10 protein-coding genes and 2 pseudogenes are annotated in these 18,429 nt (G+C 65.9%); 6 read left to right on the plus strand and 6 right to left on the minus strand.

The genetic code is table 11. The features are described from left to right. Positions 1-2 precede the first annotated feature (2 nt). The 4 genes from MCBMB27_RS27970 to tnpA all read left to right on the plus strand — a co-directional run bounded on the left by MCBMB27_RS27970 (position 3) and on the right by tnpA (position 12,524). Positions 3-10,340: a non-ribosomal peptide synthetase gene (locus MCBMB27_RS27970; protein ID WP_075382172.1), complete on the plus strand. Its 10,338-nt coding sequence runs from the start codon at positions 3-5 to the stop codon at positions 10,338-10,340. Positions 10,341-10,407: 67 nt separating this feature from the next. Then, on the plus strand, positions 10,408-10,611 hold the full coding sequence (locus MCBMB27_RS27975; protein ID WP_075382173.1) for an MbtH family protein: 204 nt from the start codon (positions 10,408-10,410) through the stop codon (positions 10,609-10,611). 370 nt (positions 10,612-10,981) lie between these two features. Next, a protein-coding gene (locus MCBMB27_RS28975) for an IS630 family transposase (protein WP_107646922.1) occupies positions 10,982-11,943 on the plus strand; the annotation gives its coding sequence in 2 pieces (ribosomal slippage) (positions 10,982-11,333 and positions 11,333-11,943; 963 coding nt in all). 203 nt (positions 11,944-12,146) lie between these two features. Then, positions 12,147-12,524, plus strand: coding sequence for an IS66-like element accessory protein TnpA (gene tnpA, locus MCBMB27_RS27990; RefSeq protein ID WP_075382176.1), 378 nt, complete (start codon positions 12,147-12,149; stop codon positions 12,522-12,524). Here the strand turns inward: tnpA and MCBMB27_RS27995 are convergent. Continuing rightward, a pseudogene (locus MCBMB27_RS27995) lies at positions 12,499-13,140 on the minus strand (IS3 family transposase); the annotation flags it as partial. The gene tnpA and the pseudogene MCBMB27_RS27995 sit on opposite strands and share 26 nt — an antisense overlap. 131 nt (positions 13,141-13,271) lie before the next feature. Between MCBMB27_RS27995 and istA the strand changes: the two are divergent. Further along, complete coding sequence (gene istA / locus MCBMB27_RS28000) at positions 13,272-14,510, plus strand: IS21 family transposase (protein WP_075381867.1); 1,239 nt, start codon at positions 13,272-13,274, stop codon at positions 14,508-14,510. Beyond that, on the plus strand, positions 14,510-15,292 hold the full coding sequence (istB, locus tag MCBMB27_RS28005) for an IS21-like element helper ATPase IstB (protein ID WP_170861908.1): 783 nt from the start codon (positions 14,510-14,512) through the stop codon (positions 15,290-15,292). The genes istA and istB overlap by 1 nt, the downstream gene beginning before the upstream one ends. Before the next feature lie 70 nt (positions 15,293-15,362). Here the strand turns inward: istB and MCBMB27_RS29325 are convergent. The 5 genes and pseudogenes from MCBMB27_RS29325 to MCBMB27_RS28030 all read right to left on the minus strand — a co-directional run. Continuing rightward, positions 15,363-15,892 (minus strand): annotated as a pseudogene (locus tag MCBMB27_RS29325) (IS3-like element ISMra4 family transposase); the annotation flags it as partial. A gap of 220 nt (positions 15,893-16,112) precedes the next feature. Beyond that, positions 16,113-16,370, minus strand: a complete 258-nt coding sequence (locus MCBMB27_RS29925; protein WP_139231686.1) for a hypothetical protein — start codon at positions 16,368-16,370, stop codon at positions 16,113-16,115. Positions 16,371-16,676: 306 nt separating this feature from the next. Continuing rightward, positions 16,677-17,483, minus strand: a complete 807-nt coding sequence (locus MCBMB27_RS28020) for a metallophosphoesterase (RefSeq protein WP_075382178.1) — start codon at positions 17,481-17,483, stop codon at positions 16,677-16,679. After that, positions 17,484-17,843, minus strand: a complete 360-nt coding sequence (locus tag MCBMB27_RS28025) for a DUF6634 family protein (protein WP_075382179.1) — start codon at positions 17,841-17,843, stop codon at positions 17,484-17,486. It abuts the gene before it with no gap. Continuing rightward, positions 17,840-18,421 carry a metallophosphoesterase gene (locus MCBMB27_RS28030; protein ID WP_083683954.1) on the minus strand — a complete coding sequence of 194 codons (582 nt, stop codon included), beginning with the start codon at positions 18,419-18,421 and terminating at the stop codon, positions 17,840-17,842. The genes MCBMB27_RS28025 and MCBMB27_RS28030 overlap by 4 nt, the downstream gene beginning before the upstream one ends. Positions 18,422-18,429: the final 8 nt, after the last annotated feature.

The following is an 18,429-nucleotide window of genomic DNA, read 5'->3' on the forward strand; positions in this document are numbered from 1 at the left end:
CCATGATTCCTTTGTCGTATGCGCAGCGTCGGTTGTGGTTTCTGTACCGCTTGGAGGGGCCGAGCCCGACCTACAACATCCCGCTGGCCCTTCGCTTCAAGGGAAGGTTGGAGGCGGACGCTCTGGAGGCTGCCCTGGCAGACGTGGCTGGGCGCCACGAGAGCCTGCGCACAGTCTTCCCCAGCGTTGAGGACACGCCCCGCCAGGAGATCCTGGCGGCAGAGACCGCACGTCCGGTGCTCGCGTGCATTGAGACGAGCGAGGCGGAGCTGCCCCGGCGCCTGTCGGAGGCGGCGGGTTACTGCTTCGATCTGGACCGGGAGATGCCGTTCCGGGCTTGGCTGTTCCGGCTGGACGACGAGCAGCAAGTGCTGCTGTTGTTGTGCCATCACATCGCCAGCGACGGCTGGTCGATGGCACCGCTGGTGCGCGACCTTGGCACGGCCTACGCGGCGCGCTGCCGGGGTGAGGTGCCGGGCTGGCGGCCGCTCGCAGTGCAGTATGCGGATTACACGCTCTGGCAGCGCGAGCTCCTGGGGGACGAGGCGGACGAGCACAGCCTGATCGCACGCCAGCTCGCCTACTGGGGTGAGGTGCTCTCAGGGCTCCCCGAGCAACTCGATCTTCCCGCAGACCGCCCGCGTCCCGCGGTCGCGAGCTACCGGGGCGGTCGCGTGCCGCTGCGGCTGGAGGGCGAATTGCACGGCCGGCTGCTGCGGCTGGCGCGCGATGGCCAGGCGAGCCTGTTCATGGTGATGCAGGCGGGGCTGGCAGCGCTGCTGACGCGGCTCGGGGCGGGCGAGGACATCCCGTTCGGAAGCCCGATCGCGGGCCGCACGGATGACGCGCTCGACGATCTCGTGGGGTTCTTTGTCAACACGCTGGTGCTGCGCACGGACACGTCGGGCAATCCGAGCTTTGATGAGCTTTTGGGCCGCGTGCGGACGCGGGACCTCGAGGCCTACGGGCATCAGGATCTGCCCTTCGAGCGGTTGGTGGAAATGCTCAACCCGCCCCGCCAGTTCGGTCGGCATCCGCTGTTCCAGGTCATGCTGGTGCTGCAGAACAACGCGCGCGCCTCGCTGCAGCTTGCGGGTCTGGAAGCGACACCCCAGGGGGTGGGCAGCGAGCGGGCGCTGTTCGACCTGCACGTGAGCTTGAGCGAGCGGCGCGGGTCGGACGGGTCTGCGCAGGGGATCGTGGGTTGGATCGAGTACGCGAGCGACCTGTTCGAGCGCGAGACGGCGGAGCGCCTGGCGGCGAGCTACGTGCGGTTCCTGGAAGGGATCGCTTTGGATCCGACGCGGCGGATCGGTGATATCGGGCTGCTCTCGGATCGGGAGCGTCACCAGATCTTGGAGGAGTGGAACGCGACGGCGCAAGCACTGCCGGAGGGGATGACGCTGCCGGGGCTGTTCGAGGCGCAGGTGGCGCGTACGCCGGAGGCGGTGGCGCTGGTGTTCGAGGACCAGGCGCTGACCTGCGGCGAACTCGACGCGCGGGCCAACCGGCTGGCGCATCACCTGATCGCTCGCGGGGTCGGGCCCGAGAGCATCGTGGCGGTGGCGCTGCCGCGCTCGCTCGAGTTGGTGGTGGGCCTGCTCGGCATCCTGAAGGCGGGAGCCGCCTACCTGCCGCTGGACACGGACTACCCCGCCGAGCGGCTGGCGTTCATGGTGGAGGACGCTCGGCCGGTGTGCGTGGTGAGCACGGGCGCGGTGGCCGGGCGGCTTCCCGAGGCGCCGGTGCTGCTGCTCGACGAGCCGGGCACGCAGGAGGCCTTGGCCCGGGAGCCCGCGTACGCGCCGAGCGACCGAGACCGCACGCGGCCGCTGGCCCCCGAGCATCCCGCCTACGTGATCTACACCTCCGGTTCCACCGGACGGCCCAAGGGCGTCGTGGTGGCGCACAGCGCCATCGTCAACCGGCTCGACTGGATGCAGGCCGCTTACGGCCTCGATGCAAGCGACCGGGTCCTGCAGAAGACGCCGGTCAGCTTCGACGTCTCGGTCTGGGAGTTCTTCTGGCCCTTGATCGAGGGGGCGAGGCTGGTGATAGCCCGGCCGGAAGGCCACAAGGATCCGGACTATCTGGCGGCCCTCATCGAGGCCCGGCAGATCACGACGATCCACTTCGTGCCCTCGATGCTGCAGGTCTTCGTTCAAGGAGCCGCCGCGGCGCGATGCCGGTCGTTGCGACGGGTCATCTGTAGCGGCGAGGCGCTGCCGCAGGAGCTGGCCACCGAACTGCGTGCCATCCTCGATGTGCCGCTGCACAATCTGTACGGCCCGACGGAAGCCGCGGTCGACGTCACGTTCTGGCAATGCCGACCCGACGAGACCTCGGCCACCGTGCCGATCGGTCGCCCGATCTGGAACACGCGGCTGTACGTTCTGGACGAGGGTCTGTCGCCGCGTCCGATCGGGGCGCCGGGGGAGTTGTACATCGCGGGCTCGGGTCTGGCGCGGGGATACCTGAACCGACCTGGACTGAGCGCGGAGCGGTTCGTGGCCGACCCGCACGGGGCACCGGGCAGCCGGATGTACCGGACCGGGGATCTGGCGCGGTGGCGCGCGGACGGGGTTCTGGAGTTCCTGGGCCGGGCGGATCACCAAGTTAAGATCCGCGGGTTCCGGATCGAGCCGGGCGAGATCGAGGCGGTGCTGGCGCGCCATCCCGACGTGGCGCAGGTGGCGGTGGTTGCGCGGGAGGACGGCCCCGGCGACCGGCGGCTCGTGGCCTACGTGGTCGGACGGACCGGTGGCGCGGTGGACGGATCGGCGCTGCGCCGTCACGCGGGCGAGCATCTGCCGGACTACATGGTGCCCTCGGCGGTGGTGGTGCTGGAGGCGCTGCCGCTGACCCCGAACGGCAAGCTCGACCGACGCGCCCTGCCCGCCCCTGACGGTGAGGCCTACACGTCGGGGACGTACGAGGCGCCGCGCGGGCATGTGGAAGAAGTGCTGGCGCGGATCTGGTCGGAGGTGCTGCGCGTCGAGCGGGTTGGCCGCCACGACAACTTCTTCGAGCTGGGCGGGCACTCGCTGCTTGCGGTGCGCGTGCTGGAACGGATGCGCAGGGAAGGTCTGCACGGCGACGTCGGGATGCTGTTCACGACGCCGAGCCTGTCGGCTCTGGCCCGTGAGGCAGGCACTGCCGAGGCCGAGCTGGAGATATCACCGAACCTTATTCCTGCGGATTGCGCGGCGATCACGCCGGACCTTCTGCCGCTGGTGAGCCTGAGCCAGGCGGAGATCGACCGGATCGTCGCCACGGTCCCGGGAGGGGCAGCCAACGTTCAGGACATCTACCCGCTCTCGCCGCTGCAGAACGGGCTCCTGTTCCATCAGCTGATGGCAGGCAAAGATTTTACTTACTTGCACTACAATCTGATGAGCTTCTCGGACCGTGGGCGATTAGACGCCTTCGTGTCCGCGCTGGAAGCGGGGATTGCTCGTCACGATATCTTCCGCACGGCGATCGTGTGGGAGGGATTGTCGGAGCCGGTGCAAGTGGTGTGGCGTCAGGCTCCGCTGATCGTGGAGGAGGTGGATCTCGAACTCGGCGACGGCGATGTTGTCGATCATCTCATCGATTGTTTCGATCCTCTTCGATGCCTGCTCGACCTTCAGCAGGCTCCCTTGATGCGGCTGATCGTAGGTGAAGCGCAAGGAAATTGGTTCGCTGCATGGCCGATCCACAACTTGGTGGATGACTACACCTCATCGAATGTTTTTCGTGCAGAGCGGCGGGTTCACCTGGCAAATAAAGCCGAGGCCCTACAAACCCCAACACCTTTTCGTGGCTTCGTGGCGCGCGCTTGCCATGACTTAAAAGTACATGAGAAGGACCACGAGAATTTTTTTCGTCGGATGTTGGGAGATGTGGAGGAGCCGACGGCTCCATTTGGGTTGTTGGAGGCGGTTGGGGCGGGCAGCTTCGCGCGACTGGGCGTTGGCGGCGATTTGGGCGCACGCCTGCGGGCGCGAGCCAGAGCTTTGGGCGTGGGCGCAGCGAGTCTTATGCACGTCGCCTGGGGTCAAGTCGTAGCCCGGACATCCGGCCAGCAGGATCCGGTGTTCGGGACGATCTTGTTCGGTCGCATGGCGGCTGGGCCCGGTGCGGACCGGGCGATGGGCCTATTCATCAACACGTTGCCGGTGCGGCTGCGGCTCGGCGAGGTTGGAGTCGAGCAAAGCGTGCGCGAGACTCACCGGCTGCTGGCCGAACTCCTCCAGCATGAGCACGCTCCCCTACTTTTAGCCCAACGCTGCAGCGCCCTCCCAGCGCAGACGCCCCTGTTCTCCGCGCTGCTAAATTGCCGCCAGAGTGGTTGGAACGCTCTGCCGTCCGATCTGAAGGCGGTCGACGTTGGGCAGGCCGAGGAGGGAATCAGGCATCTCGAATATGACGAGCGGATTTACTATCCCCTCTTCTTAGAAGTCGACGATCTAGGTTCTGAGTTCCGGCTGACGGTCCGGGCTGGAGAAGGAATAGATCCGGCGCGTATCTGTGCCATGACCCATCGGGCGTTGGAGAGCCTGGTGGAGGCGCTGGAGCGGACGCCCAACGCCCCGGTCGGGCGACTGGACGTGCTGACCGATGGGGAGCGCCACCAGATCCTGGAGGAGTGGAACGCGACGGCGCATGCGCTGCCGGCGGAGGAGACGCTGCCGGCGCTGTTTGAGGCGCAGGTGGCGCGTACGCCGGAGGCGGTGGCGCTGGTGTTCGAGGACCAGGCGCTGACCTACGGCGAACTCGACGCGCGGGCCAACCGGCTGGCGCATCACCTGATCGCTCGCGGGGTCGGGCCCGAGAGCATCGTAGGGATGGCGCTGCCGCGCTCGCTCGAGTTGGTGGTGGGCCTGCTCGGCATCCTGAAGGCGGGAGCCGCCTACCTGCCTCTGGACACGGACTACCCCGCCGAGCGGCTGGCGTTCATGGTGGAGGACGCTCGGCCGGTGTGCGTGGTGAGCACGGGCGCGGTGGCCGGGCGGCTTCCCGAGGCGCCGGTGCTGCTGCTCGACGAGCCGGGCACGCAGGAGGCCTTGGCCCGGGAGCCCGCGTACGCGCCGAGCGACCGAGACCGCACGCGGCTGCTGGCCCCCGAGCATCCCGCCTACGTGATCTACACCTCCGGTTCCACCGGACGGCCCAAGGGCGTCGTTGGTCTACATAATGGAGTAGTTAATCGGCTTCTCTGGGGAGGTGAAGTCAATCCCTATCTTCCCGAGAATCCGGTTTTAGCAAAAAGCTCGATGAGTTTTATGGATGGTTCAACAGAATTGCTTGGTCCGCTGGTTCACGGTGCAAGGGTGATCATGGCTGAGCAATCAATTTCGAAAAGTTCTTATGAACTCGCTCGGCTGATTGATCGCTATCGTGTGGGTTGTATTACGCTCGTGCCAGCACTTTTGTTAGCTATTCTCGAGGAAGACCGGAGGCTGATCGAAAATTGTGGAATGTGGATTTGCAGTGGTGAGTCCTTGACTGGGACCCACACGGCCGAATTTGCAGATGTGCTTCCAAATTCTCAGCTATTCAATTTCTATGGAGTTACAGAAGCCAGTGGCGAAAGCTCTTTTGCAATGTGCGATGGAACTGCGCCACTGATTGGCTGTCCGGTCTGGAACACGCGGCTGTACGTTCTGGACGAGGGTCTGTCGCCGCGCCCGATCGGGGCGCCGGGGGAGCTGTACATCGCGGGCGTCGGGTTGGCGCGGGGGTACCTGAACCGGCCGGGTCTTACCGCGGAGCGGTTCGTGGCCGACCCGCACGGGGCACCGGGCAGCCGGATGTACCGGACCGGGGATCTGGCACGGTGGCGCGCGGACGGGGTTCTAGAGTTCCTGGGCCGGGCGGATCACCAAGTTAAGATCCGCGGGTTCCGGATCGAGCCGGGCGAGATCGAGACGGTGCTGGCGCGCCATCCCGACGTGGCGCAGGTGGCGGTGGTTGCGCGGGAGGACGGCCCCGGCGACCGGCGGCTCGTGGCCTACGTGGTCGGACGGACCGGTGGCGCGGTGGACGGATCGGCGCTGCGCCGTCACGCGGGCGAGCATCTGCCGGACTACATGGTGCCCTCGGCGGTGGTGGTGCTGGAGGCGCTGCCGCTGAGCCCGAACGGCAAGATCGACCGACGCGCCCTGCCCGCTCCGCAGTTCACCGCAGTGAGCGCGCGCGCGCCGCGCACGCCGCAGGAGGAGGTCCTGGCGCAGCTGTTTGCCGAGGTGCTGGGCCTGGAGGTGGTCGGGATCGACGACAACTTCTTCGATCTGGGCGGCCATTCGCTGCTGGCGACGCGGCTGATCAGCCGGATCCGCTCGACCCTGGGCGTCGAGCTGGCGATCCGCACCCTGTTCGAAGCACCCACCGTCGCCGGACTTGCCAGCCGTCTCGGCGAGGGTGGCGAGGTGCGCGGCACGCTCCGGGCGATGGAGCGCCCGTCGGAGCTTCTCCTCTCGTATGCGCAGCGTCGGTTGTGGTTTCTGTACCGCTTGGAGGGGCCGAGCCCGACCTACAACATCCCGCTGGCCCTTCGCTTCAAGGGAAGGTTGGAGGCGGACGCTCTGGAGGCTGCCCTGGCAGACGTGGCTGGGCGCCACGAGAGCCTGCGCACAGTCTTCCCCAGCGTTGAGGACACGCCCCGCCAGGAGATCCTGGCGGCAGAGACCGCACGTCCGGTGCTCGCGTGCATTGAGACGAGCGAGGCGGAGCTGCCCCGGCGCCTGTCGGAGGCGGCGGGTTACTGCTTCGATCTGGACCGGGAGATGCCGTTCCGGGCTTGGCTGTTCCGGCTGGACGACGAGCAGCAAGTGCTGCTGTTGTTGTGCCATCACATCGCCAGCGACGGCTGGTCGATGGCACCGCTGGTGCGCGACCTTGGCACGGCCTACGCGGCGCGCTGCCGGGGTGAGGTGCCGGGCTGGCGGCCGCTCGCAGTGCAGTATGCGGATTACACGCTCTGGCAGCGCGAGCTCCTGGGGGACGAGGCGGACGAGCACAGCCTGATCGCACGCCAGCTCGCCTACTGGGGTGAGGTGCTCTCAGGGCTCCCCGAGCAACTCGATCTTCCCGCAGACCGCCCGCGTCCCGCGGTCGCGAGCTACCGGGGCGGTCGCGTGCCGCTGCGGCTGGAGGGCGAATTGCACGGCCGGCTGCTGCGGCTGGCGCGCGATGGCCAGGCGAGCCTGTTCATGGTGATGCAGGCGGGGCTGGCAGCGCTGCTGACGCGGCTCGGGGCGGGCGAGGACATCCCGTTCGGAAGCCCGATCGCGGGCCGCACGGATGACGCGCTCGACGATCTCGTGGGGTTCTTTGTCAACACGCTGGTGCTGCGCACGGACACGTCGGGCAATCCGAGCTTTGATGAGCTTTTGGGCCGCGTGCGGACGCGGGACCTCGAGGCCTACGGGCATCAGGATCTGCCCTTCGAGCGGTTGGTGGAAATGCTCAACCCGCCCCGCCAGTTCGGTCGGCATCCGCTGTTCCAGGTCATGCTGGTGCTGCAGAACAACGCGCGCGCCTCGCTGCAGCTTGCGGGTCTGGAAGCGACACCCCAGGGGGTGGGCAGCGAGCGGGCGCTGTTCGACCTGCACGTGAGCTTGAGCGAGCGGCGCGGGTCGGACGGGTCTGCGCAGGGGATCGTGGGTTGGATCGAGTACGCGAGCGACCTGTTCGAGCGCGAGACGGCGGAGCGCCTGGCGGCGAGCTACGTGCGGTTCCTGGAAGGGATCGCTTTGGATCCGACGCGGCGGATCGGTGATATCGGGCTGCTCTCGGATCGGGAGCGTCACCAGATCTTGGAGGAGTGGAACGCGACGGCGCAAGCACTGCCGGAGGGGATGACGCTGCCGGGGCTGTTCGAGGCGCAGGTGGCGCGTACGCCGGAGGCGGTGGCGCTGGTGTTCGAGGACCAGGCGCTGACCTGCGGCGAACTCGACGCGCGGGCCAACCGGCTGGCGCATCACCTGATCGCTCGCGGGGTCGGGCCCGAGAGCATCGTGGCGGTGGCGCTGCCGCGCTCGCTCGAGTTGGTGGTGGGCCTGCTCGGCATCCTGAAGGCGGGAGCCGCCTACCTGCCGCTGGACACGGACTACCCCGCCGAGCGGCTGGCGTTCATGGTGGAGGACGCTCGGCCGGTGTGCGTGGTGAGCACGGGCGCGGTGGCCGGGCGGCTTCCCGAGGCGCCGGTGCTGCTGCTCGACGAGCCGGGCACGCAGGAGGCCTTGGCCCGGGAGCCCGCGTACGCGCCGAGCGACCGAGACCGCACGCGGCCGCTGGCCCCCGAGCATCCCGCCTACGTGATCTACACCTCCGGTTCCACCGGACGGCCCAAGGGCGTCGTGGTGGCCCATGCGAGCGTGAGCAACTTCCTCGAGGCGATGCGCGCCGAGCTGGCGCTCGGAGCGAGCGACCGGATGCTCGCGGTCACGACGATCGCCTTCGATATCGCCGTGCTCGAGTTGTTCGTGCCGCTGCTGAGCGGAAGCCGGGTTGTCCTCGTCTCGAAGGAGACGGTCCAGGATGCGCCGGCTCTGGCACGGGTGGCGAAGGCCGCCGGTGCCACGATCATGCAGGCGACGCCGACGCTCTGGCAGAGCCTTCTCAGCGAGGCCGCTCACGATCTGCCTCGGCTGAGGCCTCTGGTCGGCGGAGAGGCTCTGTCCCAGGAGACTGCCCGCCTTCTGCAGCGGTTCGGTGGACAGGTCACCAATCTCTATGGCCCGACCGAGACGACGATCTGGTCGGCGTCGGCGTGCTTGCGGGATGAGATTACGAGCCCGCCGCCGATCGGTCGCCCGATCTGGAACACGCGGCTGTACGTTCTGGACGAGGGTCTGTCGCCGCGTCCGATCGGGGCCCCGGGGGAGTTGTACATCGCGGGCTCGGGTCTGGCGCGGGGATACCTGAACCGACCTGGACTGAGCGCGGAGCGGTTCGTGGCCGACCCGCACGGGGCACCGGGCAGCCGGATGTACCGGACCGGGGATCTGGCGCGGTGGCGCGCGGACGGGGTTCTGGAGTTCCTGGGCCGGGCGGATCACCAAGTTAAGATCCGCGGGTTCCGGATCGAGCCGGGCGAGATCGAGGCGGTGCTGGCGCGCCATCCCGACGTGGCGCAGGCGGCGGTGGTTGCGCGGGAGGACGGCCCCGGCGACCGGCGGCTCGTGGCCTACGTGGTCGGACGGACCGGTGGCGCGGTGGACGGATCGGCGCTGCGCCGTCACGCGGGCGAGCATCTGCCGGACTACATGGTGCCCTCGGCGGTGGTGGTGCTGGAGGCGCTGCCGCTGACCCCGAACGGCAAGCTCGACCGACGCGCCCTGCCCGCTCCGCAGTTCACCGCAGTGAGCGCGCGCGCGCCGCGCACGCCACAGGAGGAGGTGCTGGCGCAGCTGTTTGCCGAGGTGCTGGGCCTGGAGGTGGTCGGGATCGACGACAACTTCTTCGATCTGGGCGGCCATTCGCTGCTGGCGACGCGGCTGATCAGCCGGATCCGCTCGACCCTGGGCGTCGAGCTGGCGATCCGCACCCTGTTCGAGGCGCCCACCATCGCCGGACTCGCCAGTCGCCTGGATTGTGTGGTTGCCGAGCCTAAAACGTTCAGTCTTATTCTGCCAATCCGTGATAACTCTGAACAAGTGCCATTATTTTGTGTGCACCCCATCAATGGGCTAAGTTGGTGTTACTACGGGCTGACAGAGTATCTTACTGCAAGTTCAATTTATGGCTTGCAGTCGCACGGGTTAGCCGGCCGACTTAGGTTTCCGGAATCGTTGCATGAAATGGCGTCAACGTACGTGGCCGAGATCCGAAAAATTAGACCGAAAGGTCCCTATAATCTGCTCGGATGGTCATTTGGTGGATATGTTGCCTTTGAGATGGCAAACATGATGAACTCCATGAGCGAACGGGTTAATAAGTTGATATTGCTCGATGCTCATCCATATGGCGCCGCAAATGAATATAACTTTGAGGACTTGTGCATAGATGAAAGTATAAATGCTCTCATGGATGTTGCTCCGGGCATGATGGAAGATTTACCTATGCAGATAATTCGAGAAGACGATATGGATCTGCTGCGCAGGAGGATGGCCTTATTCGAGGCGTATCAACGCAAGCTGATGAAAACATTCAGACCAGTCCCCTATCAAGGAAGTGCTTTGATGTTCGCTTCACTAGATGCTAAAAAGGGAGCTTCCAACGACAGTTGGAAAAATAATATCTTGGGGGACGTAAAGGTCTATAACGTAAACTGTGGTCATTACCACATGATGGATGCCTCGTCTCTCAAAGAGATTGGTCCAATAATTTCCCATGAGTTATCGAAGTCATAAAGTCCACGCTCCCGAGCTGCGTAGTAATCATTTCGGTCTCAACTTCCCGAATCAATAGGTGACGATTATGACAAATCCTTTCGAGAACGAGGGTGGTAATTTCTTTGTGCTGAAAAATCATGAAAATCAGTTTTCTCTTTGGCCGGAAAAAATCGCCATTCCGGAAGGCTGGAATGCTGTTTGCGGCCCCATTGTTAAGGCAGAATGCCTAGCTTTCATCGAGAGAGAGTGGGTGGACATGAGGCCTAAAGCTCTAGTAGAGAATTTTTGATGTTGGGTATTTTTGGCCTATGTTCACAAATTCAATAATCAGTCGGTGCTTTAAAATATATATCATTGCTAACTGAAGCTGCGCTCAAATGGTATGAAACAAGAAGTGCGCTGAAATCTGCTTCGGTGATGGATGGCGCCAATATCTATAGGTCTATCCTCGACTCGCGGCAACGCGTAGTTCATGCCGTTGAAAGCTGTGCGTCGCTACACTTGGTGCACTAACGGCATTCGGAAGGCTCACGTTGGGCGTGAGCCATGCGTGTCTGACGCATGGCTCACGCCGTCTACGTGATCATCACCTAGAGCCGTGCCCGGCGGTGTTGGCGACAGGACGGTGGCTGGAGCGTTGACGGGTGAAGGAGCCAGCGATGCCTTCACCGTTGTCTGTCGATCTGCGCGAGCGCGTCGTGGCGGCCGTGACAGAGGGCGCTTCCTTCCATCAGGCGGCGGCGCGGTTCGGGGTGAGCGTGTCGAGCGCCAGCCGCTGGTCGCAACGGTTTGCGCAGCAGGGTCACGTCGCCCCCAAACCGACGCACGGCGACGACCGCCTGCCGGCGATCGAGGCGCATGCGGATCTGATCCTCTCCCTCGACGAGGCCCGGCCCGAACGCTTCCTGCGCGAGTTGCGCGACGCCCTGGCCGAGCAGGGCGTGCAGACCAGCACGAGCGGGCTGTCACGCTTCTTCGCTCGCCATGGGATCACCCGTAAAAAGGGGCGCTGTACGCCACTGAGCAGGAGCGGGCTGACGTGAAGGCGGCGCGTGAGGCGTGGTTCGCGGCTCAGCCTGACCTCGACCCCGACAAGCTCGTCTTCCTCGACGAGACGGCGGCCGCCACCAACATGGCCCGCCGCTACGGTCGCGCCCCGTGCGGCAAGCGCTGCCGGCTCCTCGTGCCCCAGGGCCATTACAAAACGACCACTATCACCGCCGCTCTGCGCACCACCGGCCTGTGCGCCTTCGACCTCGCGGATGGCGCTACCAATGGCCAGCGCTTTCGCGACTACGTCGCCAACCGCCTCGTCCCGGTGCTGCGGCCCGGCGACGTCGTGATCCTCGACAACCTGCAAGCTCACAAGGTCAGCGGCATCCGCGAGCGGGTCGAGGCGGCCGGCGCCCGGCTGCTCTACCTTCCGCCCTATAGCCCCGAGTTCAACCCGATCGAACAGATCTTCGCCAAGCTGAAAGCCCTGCTGCGGAGCGCAGCCGCCCGCACCGTGCCAGACCTCTGGAACGCCATCCGGCACGCTTTCACCCGCTTCACCCCAGACGAGTGCCGCAACAGCCTCGCCGCCGCCGGCTACGACAACGACTTGGCCGTCGCTACGTAAGCGGGAACGGCTCTAGGCTGAGTGGACTTGCCTCGCTTTAGTGGCTCTTCGTCATTTCGTGTGGGTCAAAGGTAAGCGATGTTCCGGCCCCATCTTCTGTGGGGCAACCTGACCGGGCAGTTTGACGATCCGCACGAGAGGATCATTTTGTGTCTTGACTTGACCTTAGACTTGAGCCGGAGGGGACGGTCCGGCGTTTCGAGGTGATCGACGGCGCGGTCGGCCGCAGGCGCTGGAGCGCCGACGACCGGGCGCGGATCCTGGAGGAGACGTTCGTTCCGGGTGCGGTGGTGTCAGTGGTGGCCCGCCGCCACGGGTTGACCCCGCAGCAGCTGTTCACGTGGCGGCGCGAGGCGCGCCAGGTCGCGGCGCTGCCGGCTTTCGTGCCGGCGGTGACCGCACCCGAGCCCATGGCGGTGGATCCCGCCCGGGCGGACCCGCCACGCCGGCGCATCAGACGATCCTCATCGCGCCGCCGCGCGGTGGGGATCGAGGTGGAGGCAGGCGGCATCACGGTGCGGATCGGCGACGGCGCCTCGCTGGACTTGCTCCGGTTTAATGGAGAGCGGTTTGGTGGGTGAAGCCCCTCTCGAACTGGATAGGGCTGGTGTAGCCCAGCGCCGAGTGACGGCGGCGGGGATTGTAGAAGCCATCGATGTAATGGGCCAGCGCGACGGTGGCCTCGGCTCGCGTCTGGAACGCGGTGCGCCAGACCAACTCGCTCTTCAGCGTCTTGAAGAACGTCTCGACCATCGCGTTGTCAAAGCAATTTCCCTTGCCAGACATCGAAATCACGATGCCATGTCCTCGTAGTTCTGCCTGATACTCGTTCGAACAATACTGACTGCCGCGGTCGGAATGATGGATCAGATCTGATCCGGGCTGCCGGACGACGAGGGCTCGTCGCAGCGCGGTCAGCGCGAGTTGCTTGTGAAGACGGTCGCCCGCCGCCCAGCCGACGACCCGTCGAGAGTACAGGTCGAGGACCACCGCCAGGTACAGCCAACCCTCCCGCGTCCAGATGTAGGAGATGTCGCTTCCCCACTTGCGATCGGGCCCGGCCGCCGCGAAGTCTTGATCGAGGTGGTTGGGCGCGATCGGGAAGGCGTGGCCGCTGTCCGTCGTGCGCCGGAAGCGCCGCGGCTGGCGAGCCTTGAGCCCGTTCTCCCGCATCAGCCGGGCCACGCGTCTTCGGCCTTGTCAGGCGACACGGCAAACTGACCCCCTGACGCCATGAGGACCTGACCCCCTCGATGAGCGAGGAGGTCGAGATGATCAGGAACGAAGATCAGGCTCTTCAGCGGACAGACGATCCGCGGAGGGCCGAGATGAAGACGCCGGACGACGTATCGGCGATGGTGCGGCTGAAGGCGCTGGGCTGGGGTGCCAAGCGGATCGCGACCGAGCTCGGCTGTTCGAAGAACACGGTCAAGCACTGGCTCCGTCAGGGTGATTGGCGCCCCTCTAAAACGCCTTCACGATCGAAGCGGCTCGACGGCTTGACGGACTGGTTGGCCGAACGGTTCCGGCAGCATGCCGGCAACGCCGACGTCGTGCGCCAGGACCTCGCCAACGAGAAGGACATCCACGTCAGCCTGCGCACCGTGGAACGGGCTGTGGCGCCGTTGCGGCGGGACCTGGTGATCGCCGCGCGGGCGAGCGTGCGGTTCGAGACGCGGCCAGGCGAGCAGATGCAGATCGACTTCGGCGAGCGGCGGATCGAGATCGGCGGTGTGCCAACCCGGGTCTCGCTGTTCGTTGCGACGCTCGGTTACTCGCGTCGACTGCACGTGCGCGCCTTCGGCCACGAGCGGCAGGAGGACTGGTTCGCCGGATTGGAGAGCGCCTTCCAGGCCTTCGGCGGTGTGCCGCGTGAGGTGCTGCTCGACAATGCCCGCGCCCTGGTCCTGCACCATGACCCGATCAGCCGCGAGGTCATCCTGCATCCGCGGTTGCACGCCTTCTCCCGGCATTGGGGCTTCCGGGTGCGGGCCTGCGCCCCGTACCGGGCGCGCACGAAGGGCAAGGACGAGCGCGGCGTTGGCTACGTCAAAAGGAACGCTGTAGCCGGCCACCGCTTCGCGAGCTTTGCCGCCCTGGAGGCGCATCTCGATGCCTGGACGCGGGATGTGGCCGACCGGCGCGCGCACGGCACGACCGGTGAGGCGCCGGGCGCGCGGTTCGCCCGGGACGAGGCCCGGGCGCTGCAGCCCCTGGCGGGCGTGCCGCCGTTCTCCGCCGCACGCGATCTCGTGCGCCGGGTCGGGGCAGACTGCGCGGTCAGCGTCGACGGCAACGCCTACTCGGTGCCGTGGCGGCTGATCGGCGAGCGGGTTCGCGTCACCGTGAGCGGAGCGGTGGTGCGCGTCCACCACGGCGGACGTGAGGTCGCCGTGCACGCCGCGTTGAAGGGGCGCCACGGCCGTGTCGTCGACGATGCCCATCTGGCCGGGCTTGTGGGTAGCCGAGAGCGACCGGCTCACCGGCTCGACCCGTCGCCCATCATGCCGCCGGCGCTGTTGCGGCCGCTGGCCGAGTACGAGGCGGTCGCCGGGGGAGGCTTCTGATGGACCATGACCACCTCACCCTGCTGCTCGACCGCCTGAAGCTGACGGCCATGCGCGATCAGCTCGATAGCCTGATCGACGAGGCCGGCCGGGGCGAGCTGACGATCCGTGAGGCGCTGACCCTGTTCTGCGAGCGTGAGGTCGCTCGGCGTGACCAGCGCCGCATCGACATGGCCTTTGGTCTGGCTCGCTTCCCCTTCGTGCGGGACCTGACCGGCTTCGACTTCGGCGCCCAACCCTCGCTGGACAAGGCGCAGATCCGTGAACTCGCCACCGGCCGCTTCATCGCCAATGGCGAGGCGGTGCTGTTCCTCGGGCCGCCCGGCGTGGGCAAGACGCACTTGGCGGTGGCGATCGGGCGCGCGGCGATTGTGGCCGGCTATGGCGTGCTGTTCACCCCGGCCACGACGCTCGTGGCGCAGCTGGCCAAGGCGCATGCTGAGGGTCGGTTGGAGGAGCGGCTGACGCACTACGCCAAGCCGAAACTGCTGATCATCGACGAGCTCGGCTATCTGCCGTTCGAGCCGGATGCCGCGCATCTGTTCTTCCAGCTCGTCAGCCGCCGCTACGAGCGGGGCGCGATGCTGGTGACGTCGAACCGAGCGGTAGGCGAGTGGGGGAGCGTGTTCGGCGATGCGGTGGTGGCCACCGCGATCCTCGATCGGCTGCTGCACCACAGCCACGTCGTCACCATCCGCGGCGACAGCTACCGGCTTCGTGAGAAGCGTCGCAGCGGCCTCCTGCAAAAGGCGGCTGCGGTCCCCCAACCCACACCCGTCTAGGCGTGTGAAATTAGCATAGGGGTCAGATCCTCATGACGCGAAGAGGTCAGTTCCGGATGTCGCTTGATAGGCCTGCCGCCAAACCCTGCTCACGCAACTCGTGGGTCATGCGTGGGCTGCCGTACGTCTCGTGCGAGAGCGTGAAGGCGGATCGGACATGGGCGAGTAGCACGAGGTCCTCGCGCTGCCGCGTCGAGGCCGGACGGTTCTTCCAGGCGAAATAGCCGCTCGGACTGACATCGAGGACCTTGCACAGGCGCGCGACCGGGAAGTCCTTCTTCGCCGCGTCGACGAGGCGAAACCTCATCGACTTCCCTCCTTGGCGAAAAAAGCCGTGGCCCGCTTCAGGATCTCTCGCTCCTGGCGTAGCACCTCGTTCTCGCGCCGCAGGCGCTTGAGCTCGGCGGCCATGTCCTCCTGCCGATCGGCCGGCGGGTTGTCCATCTCCCGCTCACGCCGGCCGTCGATCCAGTTGCGCAGCGTCGAGAGCCCGACGCCGAGATCGGCGGCGACCTCGCGGCGGGACCGCCCGCTCGTCTGCGCTAATCGCACCGCCTCAGCACGAAACTCGGGGGTAAAGGTTTGCTTCCGGTCTGCCATCGGAACCCCCCTCCTTCAGGAAAAGAGCTCTCCACTTTTGCGAAGCAAGTCCATCTAGGCGATGCGGCAGAAGAGCGATCTGATGACGATCCGCGACACCAACGAACCGCGTCATACAAGCCTCCACCGTCACGCCGAGACTATCAGAACCGCAGCGTTTTCACACAGCCTCCACCCTTCTCAGACGTCAATGAGGGGCAACCCAGAGGCAGACAACCCTTCAATCCTGGAGATCGGGATTGTCGAAAGCTAGACGGGCATGGGGCGACGCCGTCGTGAGGCCGACGATGTTGCAGCCGGGCCCGCGCTTCGGGGCTGGGCCGGCCAGCTCGATCTCGCCGTCGCCAGGGCCGACAAGGCGGATATGGCCCTCCACTCGATAGGGCGCAGGGGCGCAGCCGTCCTTGAACGTGCGCGCGGTCCCAATGATGCGATCGCCCTGTCGGATGCCCTCGAACAGTAGTGTTCCGCGAGGCATCGTTGGTCCACGGGGCGATGGGGACGCACCGTTGTAGACCATAGAAATCCGACCGCCGGCGCCTTCCGACATGGTGATCTGGCTCCGCCCGTGGGTCCAGTGCGTTTGAGGTGGCACGTCAAGCGCGATGGCCGGCGTTGCCGACAGAGCGAGAAGGACGGGGAAGGAGGCGGGACGCATTGCGGAGGTCTACCTTCGTGCAGTGAACGCTGGGTTTAGAGGAGGCCATGACGCTGTTAGAGCAGCGGTGCTCGGACAACCCGCCTTCCCCTTCGTCCTTTGGCGACCCTGGTCGCAGATAATGGCCTACCTTCCAGCATTAGGCCCGAACGAGGGTGTCGGGATCGGTTCATCGACCTCGACGATCAGGCTTTCGGCAAAGGCCGGGTTCGAGTCGTTCTCCCCGCGTGGGTTCGATAGGATTCGTGTTCCGTACCCCGGCACGAAGTCCACCGACCTGGGGATATGTCCGCAAATCCACAGGTGGACCGCGCCGACATCCGTGAGGTGGCCGAGGTCCGAAGCCGACGCCGCAGCTGACGGCTGATCCCAGAGGTGTCTGGGCAGAACCTCAATGTGGGGCGCGTAGTGCGTGACGACGATCCGCGGACCTTCGGGCGCTACGTCTGGATCGAGGATGGCCTCGAGCACGTCGACCTCGGCCCTGTGTCGGCGGGCTATATCTCGGCCTTTGGCTCTACGATCGATGCCTGGGCCGCGAACATCGATGGGGTCACCGAACTCGCGTGGGTAGAGGATATGCCCCGCGGGCTGGTTCAGCTCGAGATCGGTCCATAGCGTTCCACCGGCGAAATGGCCGCCGGCGACGGCCATCCAGCCTTGACCATTTAGCAAGGTGACGCCTTCCTTCTGAGCTCGACGTTCCGCCCGCTCGAGCTCGTCCTCGATTGTGCGCCCCCAGAACTCGTGATTGCCCGGAACGAAGACCGCGGGGCGGCCATCGGCGACCTGTGCGGTCCAGAGGATCGAGCGCTCGATATCCGAGTCGTAGACGTCTCCGGCGATGACAAGCGCATCGAACTCCGGCCGCACGCTGGGAAACCAGGGGGCGTCAGGCGCCGTGTGGAGGTCGGAGAGGACCCATAAGCGCATTCACCTCGCTCCCGCGTCTAGGATGTCGGGTTCGCCCAGCCGGTAGAAGCGTGTCGATGTCCGTGCCCATGCCAGGTCGATCGCGATCGCCCTGAGCGCACTTGTTCGAATCAGACCGTCGGCCAGGGTAGGGTGTTCTGAGACGATGCCGGCGAGCACCGTCTGCCGGAACCAGTTCGTGGTCTGACGCCACGCCTGTAGCACCGGAGCCCTGGCGAGCGTTTCCGGTGACGGCTCACAACCGCCGGCGATCGCCGCCAGCGCAACGGCGGTGTCCGCTTCATGGACGATATCGTGCCGCCAAAGCCGAAAGGTCGGGGCAAGGTCGCAGAGGTCGACGTTCAGTCTGAGCTGGTTCATGGCCTCGGTCCCGCCTCCGGCACCTCCTCCTCGACAGCCTCCTCCGGCTCATGGTCGGGGGAATGGAGCGGAGGCAGCGATGCCAACCGGACTTGGATCTCGTCCCAACTGGCCGGGCGGAAATCCCAGCAGTCGACGCCGACGTCCAGGCTCTGGCTGTTGCCGGGCATCCGACCATGCGAGTGCCCGAACAGCTGCACGGAGCCGCGGTGCGCCCCCATCCAGGTCCGCCCGGCATAGTGATCCAGGACGATGCCGCATCTGAGGCCCAGCTTCGGGAATGCGCGATGGCTCGGGGGCTCCATCCACGGGAGCGCTAGGGTCGGCTTTCTGTCGTGGTTGCCGATGACCAGGCGCTTCCTCCCATTCAGCCTCCTGTAGATTTCTAGGATGCGGGCGGGATGGGCGCCATGGGCAAAATCCCCGAGGTGCCAGACGTCGTCCTTGGGGCCGATGACCGAGTTCCAGTTCGCGATCAGTGCTTCGTCCATCTCCTCGACAGAGGCGAATGGCCGACCGCACATCCGGATGATGCCCTCATGCCCGAAGTGGGTGTCGGCAGTGAAGAAGAAGGTCACGCTACGCT

This window comes from Methylobacterium phyllosphaerae, from assembly GCF_001936175.1.
Taxonomy (GTDB): domain Bacteria; phylum Pseudomonadota; class Alphaproteobacteria; order Rhizobiales; family Beijerinckiaceae; genus Methylobacterium; species Methylobacterium fujisawaense.